The 3,728-nt window shown below is 48.9% G+C and carries 5 protein-coding genes; 4 read left to right on the forward strand and 1 reads right to left on the reverse strand.

From position 1 onward, the window contains the following. From VIM88_RS02340 to VIM88_RS02355, 4 genes are all read left to right on the forward strand, one after another. Positions 1-897: AEC family transporter (locus VIM88_RS02340; RefSeq protein ID WP_331861278.1), on the forward strand; the 897-nt coding region annotated here is incomplete at its 5' end. Positions 898-930: 33 nt separating this feature from the next. Then, the gene (locus VIM88_RS02345; RefSeq protein ID WP_331861279.1) at positions 931-2,163 is read left to right on the forward strand and encodes a saccharopine dehydrogenase family protein; all 1,233 of its coding nucleotides are present in this window, start codon (positions 931-933) and stop codon (positions 2,161-2,163) included. Between the two features lie 3 nt (positions 2,164-2,166). Continuing rightward, positions 2,167-2,922: an ElyC/SanA/YdcF family protein gene (locus VIM88_RS02350; RefSeq protein ID WP_331861280.1), complete on the forward strand. Its 756-nt coding sequence runs from the start codon at positions 2,167-2,169 to the stop codon at positions 2,920-2,922. Next, the gene (locus VIM88_RS02355) at positions 2,922-3,623 is read left to right on the forward strand and encodes a TIGR02453 family protein (protein ID WP_331861281.1); all 702 of its coding nucleotides are present in this window, start codon (positions 2,922-2,924) and stop codon (positions 3,621-3,623) included. Before VIM88_RS02350 ends, VIM88_RS02355 begins: the two co-directional genes overlap by 1 nt. On the opposite strand, the gene VIM88_RS02360 is transcribed toward VIM88_RS02355, so the two are convergent. Next, on the reverse strand, positions 3,618-3,728 hold a 111-nt coding region (locus tag VIM88_RS02360), incomplete at its 5' end, for a DUF2237 family protein (RefSeq protein ID WP_331861282.1). The genes VIM88_RS02355 and VIM88_RS02360 overlap by 6 nt on opposite strands.

Consider the following 3,728-nt stretch of genomic DNA (forward strand, 5'->3'; position numbering starts at 1 on the left):
AGCATCCTCTTCGTCTATGTCTTTATACTTCTGGGCTATATGGCCAAACGCATCTTCCAGGACGACATGAACACAAAGACCCTGACGCTCATGTCTGTGTACTTTTTACAGCCCTTTGTGACCGTCTGGGGATTCAGTACCGCCAAGCTGCACAGCGAGCATCTGTATGTGCCGCTTTTGTACCTCGCCATCATCTTTGCCCTCCTCGTTCCAACGGTCCTGCTGGGAAAGATGTTCTTTGCCGATCCCAAAGAGCGGGCGATCTTCTCCATCGCCGGCTTCGTGGGGAATACAGGGAACATCGGTATACCTCTGGGAATCGCCCTTTTTGGGGAGGCCTCTGTCATCTATACGACACTGATCAACATCGCCAATGTCTTTGTGGTCTATATCATCGGTGTCTATATCTATTCACGGGGTTCGTTCAGCATCCGGGATTCACTCTATAACATTGTAAAGATCCCTATCATCCCGGCTTCCGTGGTCGCCATAATGATCAACCTCTATGATGTGCCTCTGAGCAGCCAGCTGCAGGAGTTTTTCAAGATGGGGGCCTACACCGGTATCGTCCTGCAGCTCTTTTTGCTGGGAACCTTCCTGCAGGGTATACGCATCAAAGAGCTGCACCCCAAGCTCTTCATAGGCACGATTAGCCAGAAATTCATCATCGTGCCTTTGGCCACGGCCATCATCCTCTCTTTTACCAACCTTCCGCTTTTTGTGCAAGGGGTGATCTTCATGGAGATGATGGTGCCGCTGGCCGTTGCAAATATCAATCTTGCCTCACTCTATAACTGCAGGCCCAAGGACGTGACCTCCCTCATACTCCTGAGCACACTTTTGTTCATACCGCTGCTATTTGTGCTGAGCTATGTGACAAATCACTACTATTTGTGATAAAATAGGCCAATAACTTTTTGAGGAGCCCCCATGTCTAAAAAAACCCTTATTATCGGTGCAGGAGGTGTCGGAAACGTTGTCGCTTTCAAGTGTGCCATGAATGCAGATACCTTTGGAGAGATCACGCTGGCAAGCCGTACGCTCAGCAAATGCGATGCCATCGCTGCCAATGTCAAAGAGAGAACCGGCGTAGAGATACACACACGAGCGGTAGATGCAGATTCCATCGCTGAACTGAAAGAGCTCATTGCAGCTACCGGTGCAAGTATCGTCATCAATGTGGCCCTTCCCTACCAGGACCTTACCATCATGGATGCCTGTGAGGAGATGCAGGTGGATTACCTCGATACGGCAAACTACGAACACCCTGACACGGCAAAATTCGAGTACAAGGAACAGTGGGCCAGAGATGAAGAGTTTAGAAAAGCGAACATCATGGGACTCCTTGGGAGTGGTTTTGACCCCGGTGCGACCAATGTCTTCTGTGCCTATGCGCAAAAGCACTATTTTGACGAGATCCATACGATAGACATCCTTGACTGTAATGCGGGTGACCACGGGTATCCTTTTGCAACCAACTTCAACCCTGAGATCAACCTGCGTGAAGTTTCCGCCAAGGGACGCTACTGGCAAAAAAACGATAATGGACAAGGGGAGTGGATAGAGACAGAACCTATGGAGATCATGCAAGTGTGGGACTACCCGGAAGTGGGACCAAAAGACAGCTACCTGCTCTACCATGAAGAGATGGAGAGTCTTGTCAAGCACATCAAAGGGCTCAAAAGGATCAGATTTTTCATGACCTTCGGACAAAGCTATCTGACGCATATGAAATGTCTTGAGAACGTGGGTATGCTCGGTATCAAAGAGGTGGAGCACAAGGGCATGAAGATCGTTCCCATAGAGTTCCTCTCCACCCTCCTTCCGGACCCTGCAAGCCTGGGACCGCGTACCAAAGGCAAGACCAATATCGGTATCTTCGCCAAAGGGATCAAAGACGGGAAAGAAAAAGCCATATACATCTACCAGGTCTGTGACCATGAAGCATGCTATGCAGAAGTGATGAGCCAGGCGGTAAGCTACACGACCGGTGTACCCGCGATGATCGGTGCGAAGCTGATGCTAGAGGGCAAATGGCAGGGCAAAGGTGTCTTCAACATGGAGCAGATGGATCCCGATCCGTTCATGGAAGAGATGAACAAACAGGGCTTGCCTTGGCAGGTCATGGAACTTGGTGCGGATGAGACAAGGCAAGTACAGTAAATAATGGATTTTTTGCTCAAAAAGTTCGTCTCCATGTGCATCATGCCTCTCCCTTTGGGGGTGGCGCTGATCGTTCTGGGACTCTTTTTCCTTTACAGAAATAAACTCACACAAGCCAAATTCACACTGATGTTCAGTGTTGTGTGGTTATTCCTTATCTCCTACTCCCCTCTTCCGGATGTACTGCTCTATAAACTAGAGTCAAAGATCCCTACGCTGCATACGGCGCCTGCGGATATCCAATACATCTATGTCCTGGGCGGCGGGCACCATACGGACGAAGCGCAGCCTATTACTTCTCAGGTCGTGGAAACCTCTGTGGTAAGGCTTGCTGAAGGTATACGCCATTACCGCCAATTGAACGGTCAGGCAAAGATCATTGTCTCCGGGTATCATGGATTGTACGACGAGACAGAACATGCCGTGATGCAAAAGAGATTGGCCACCTCGTTAGGCGTAGATGCAGAGGATATCATTTTGCATCTTGGTACCAAAGATACGGAAGAGGAAGCACAGGCAGGGAAAAAACTGTTGGGCAGTACGCCGTTCATACTGGTCACCTCAGCCTCCCATATGCCAAGGGCACTGCAGTTCTTCAAAAATGAAGGGTTAAGACCGATCCCTGCACCGACCAACCACCTCGGGAAGCAGAAAAATTTAGACTATGCTGACTTTTTCTCGGCCACGGCAGTGAAACAATCCCACATACTCTTTCACGAATATCTCGGTCTGCTCTGGCAGAAACTAAAGGGTATTTGATGGCTTCTTTTGCATCTACAGGTTTTTCGGGATTCCCCAAAGAGGGGCTTGCTTTTCTCGACAATATCATCATCCACAACTCCAAAGAGTGGCTGGATGCACATAAAGAGGAGTATGAGAAGTATATCGTTGGACCCAACAAAGCCTATGTGGAAGAGATGGGTGAACACCTGCAGATACTTGTGCCTACGATCCATGCCATACCCAAAGTGAACAAGTCACTCTTCCGTATCTATCGCGATGCCAGGTTCCACAGGCTTGATCCCATCAAGGAGCGTATCGGCATCATCTTTTGGCAGGGTGCGACACACCGCATGCAAAGCAGCTCCTTCTATATGCACTATGACCCTTTTGAGGTCTTTGTGGCTACGGGCATACGCAATTTCAAACCGCCTTTGCTTGCTAAATACAGGGAGTACATCAAGGACGAACACAGACGCAAAACTCTGCATCAGATACTCGAAGCACTCAAAGAAAAAGGGTACCAAATAGCAGCACCCAGCTATAAAAAATTTCCAAGAGGTTTTGAAGGGTACGAAGAGGAACCCTATGCCTATCTGGCAAAGTTCGGGTCCATGTATGCCTATACAACGTTCAGCCCCGACAAGACCTTCCATTCAGAGAAGATCATAGAGCGTAACTTCAAGATCTATGAAGATATGTTGGACCTGCAGCAGTGGGTCTATGAACTCACGCTATAGATCTATCGCGTACTTTTTGAGGGTTTCCAGGTCTATCAGTTCCAGCATCTTTTGGTGTGTCGCGTGTATAAAGATCTGCGGCGCCATGCCGTCCTGTACGGCTTT

The organism is Sulfurovum sp., assembly GCF_036568385.1.
Taxonomy (GTDB): Bacteria; Campylobacterota; Campylobacteria; order Campylobacterales; family Sulfurovaceae; genus Sulfurovum.

Coding starts and splice junctions, on each gene's coding strand:
- VIM88_RS02350 (WP_331861280.1), top strand. CDS start 2,167: ATGGATTTTTTGCTCAAAAAGTTCGTCTCCATGTGCATCATGCCTCTC.
- VIM88_RS02345 (WP_331861279.1), top strand. CDS start 931: ATGTCTAAAAAAACCCTTATTATCGGTGCAGGAGGTGTCGGAAACGTT.
- VIM88_RS02355 (WP_331861281.1), top strand. CDS start 2,922: ATGGCTTCTTTTGCATCTACAGGTTTTTCGGGATTCCCCAAAGAGGGG.